Source organism: Paenibacillus plantarum, from assembly GCF_013141695.1.
GTDB classification, from domain to species: Bacteria; Bacillota; Bacilli; order Paenibacillales; family NBRC-103111; genus Paenibacillus_E; species Paenibacillus_E plantarum.
This window is the reverse complement of sequence record NZ_WHNY01000029.1, coordinates 1-2,993: the sequence shown is the minus strand read 5'-3', so window position 1 is coordinate 2,993 and position 2,993 is coordinate 1. Positions and strand designations below refer to the sequence as shown.

Sequence of the window (2,993 nt, the reverse complement as noted above, 5' to 3'; positions counted from 1 at the left end):
GGTTTATAGTTGGCTTGTTCCCTACTCTCTAGTAGTTGCCCCAGTTGTCTGATTGTTGGGTTGGAAACAATGTCTTTTAGCGTAACATCTTGGCCAAACTCTTTATACAGAAACATTACTAGCTTTGTTGCAGAAAAAGAACTGCCACCCATCGAAAAGAAATTATCTAATGGATCTATGTTTTGGATATTAAGTAACTGACACCATATTATTGATAATCTGTATTCAATGTCACTTAAAGCTGAGTATACAATATCATTGCTATTTTCTTTGATTACTTTAGGATCAGGAAGTTCTTTCTTGTTAATTTTCCCATTCGGTAAAAGTGGAAAAGTATCCAACGCAACAATAAAAGAGGGAATCATATAGTGTGGTAACACTTGTTCTAAATCCGTTCTTAACTCATCTGTCGTAACGTCGTTACCTATAAGATAAGCACATATATAAGGCACGAGCGAAGCATTTTCTCTTTTTATCACAATAGCACGATTGATTTTCGGGTGCTTCATAAGTTGACTTTCAATTTCTTCTAACTCAACTCTGAAGCCACGTATTTTAACTTGTTGGTCGACTCTTCCCAAATACTGTACATTACCGTCTTCCCCCCATTTAGCAAAGTCACCAGTTCTAAACATCCTGGTTCCAGGGATAAATGGGTTTGCAATGTATTTCTGAAGTGTTAAATCCGACCGATTTAGATACCCCTCTGTAATGCCAACCCCTGAGATGTATAATTCACCTCTAACTCCAACGGGTTGAAGTTTCAACTGATCGTTTAAAATATATACATTAGTATTATAAGATGGGTTTCCAATAGGTACTGATATTGATTGAGTATTATACGGAATTTTATAGTGAAGAGTGTCATCAGAGCATTCACTTTGACCATATGCATTGACTAATTCTACATTATATTCCTTGTAGAATAAATTGACTAACTCAGGACTCACTCGTTCCCCTGTAATAATCAACGATTTTAGTTTACTTAACTTTACCTTGTTCTTACCTATTTGAAGAAGTTCTAAATATGTGTTTAATGCTGACGGAACGATTTCCATTATCGTAATTCCATCTTTATCCAATGTATTGAACAACAGCGCTATATCTTTCATGTTGGTTTCGTCATATATCACTAATTTAGCCCCAACAAACAATGGGGCATATACAATCCATATAGATGCAACGAAACTTAAATTAATGTTATGGCAGATTACATCGTTAACATTAAAATCAAGGAGATCGATCTTTGTCCATGTATGATTAATAATCCCTTTGTGGTTTAGTATAACACCTTTAGGGTTACCCTCAGAACCGGATGTATAAATGATATAGGCAGGATTGTTGGCATTGAAATGAATAATACGACTGAGTCTATATTGGTTAACTTCTTCTTCAACGTAATAAATTACTTTTTGACCATATGCTTTCCTGCTTACCTGTTCATCATTACTTACGATTATCTTTGCACCACTATCCTTAATCATGAACTGGATTCGTTCTTCAGGATAGTAGATATCAATCGGCAAGCAAACGGCTCCAGCTTTTAAAATCCCTAAATAGATAACTACCATACTATGAGTTCGTTTCATCATAACGGCTACTGTATCGTTTACCTGAACACCTTGATCCATAAGCATTGCCGCAAACCGACTGGACATATCATCAAGTTCTTGGTAAGTAAGCATGGAGTTTTCATATACAATTGCTGTCCGGTCAGGATATTTTTTCACCTGATTTTGAAATAGTCCTTGAATTGTATCCTCTGAGGTAAGGGAGACTTTACCCGTCCCCCATCCCAACAACTGTTTAATATCAGAGTCGGATAATATATTAATATCGTGCAAACTTTCATTTACACTAATAGAAGCATTATGATAAAACTGCACAAGATTCTTCGTAAGGTTTTTAATCGTAGACTCTTTGTATAAATTAGCATTGTACTTTAAAACGCAATGGGTCATGCTTTCGCGCATCTCAAAGCAAAAAGCCATATTAAAGTGATGATTTTCTAACCTTTCGATACTAATAGGTGAGTTATATGAAACAATCACATCGGTTGGTGGCTTATTACCCGCATCCGTTGAGTTCGACCATTGATAGTTAGGGTTTTTGTTTTCCTGGGCATTTCGAAAAGATTGATTAATCTTTGAAAGTAAGTCAGAATAAACCATCATTCCATTGAGTTTATTACGAATTATTATGTAATAGTCATTCTGCTTGCTATTTTTACTATATGAAAATGATGGTATGCCAATCATAATATCTTCCGACTGGGAGTAACGGTATATCATGTAATAAACACCGGTCAACAAAACTGCTTCTATTCCACACTCTACTCCTCCATCCCCAGATGTGATGTCTTGTAGAATAGTAACGGGAATCGAAAATTCTGCTTCTAGATATTCTGATTTAGCCCTACCATTATAGTCATAAGGGAACCCGTTGAAGCTCTGGCTTCCTACAAGTGAATTCTGCAGATATGCCCTTTCGTCCAAATCTTGGCTTCTTGCAGTTAAGTTTGTGCCTATTACACGATTACTCATACCAATGCCCCCACCTTAAGTCAGATTCGGTTATGATCATCAGGAAAAATCACGATTGGAGTGAAATCTTCTCCTAATTCAAAATCAGTATAAATTCCGAATGAGATTACAATCACCTTATCTCCAGGTTGAACCATTCTTGCTGCTGCCCCATTTAAACAAATCATGCCTGAATCGTATTCCCCGTGTATTGCATATGTCTCTAACCGTCCCCCAGTGTTTTTATTGACGACAAGAACCTTTTCGTTATTTCGAATATTAGCAGCTGCCATTAACTTTTTATCTATGGTGATAGAACCGGTATAATTTAAATTCGCCTCTGTGACAGTGGCTCCATGAATCTTTGATTTATGCATGATTCGAAACATTAATGGTTACTCCTTCTTTGGATTATTAGTTATAGATGACAATAGTCTAGTCACCATCAGACATTAATTTGCTTAGGGATGG

The 2,993-nt window shown here is 36.2% G+C and carries 2 protein-coding genes; both read right to left on the bottom strand.

Annotated elements, in window-relative coordinates:
• The coding region (locus GC096_RS10030; RefSeq protein WP_171630110.1) for a non-ribosomal peptide synthetase at positions 1-2,543 on the bottom strand (2,543 nt) is incomplete at its 3' end.
• Between the two features lie 20 nt (positions 2,544-2,563).
• Positions 2,564-2,911 carry an aspartate 1-decarboxylase gene (gene panD, locus GC096_RS10025; protein WP_171630109.1) on the bottom strand — a complete coding sequence of 116 codons (348 nt, stop codon included), beginning with the start codon at positions 2,909-2,911 and terminating at the stop codon, positions 2,564-2,566.
• Positions 2,912-2,993 lie beyond the last annotated feature (82 nt).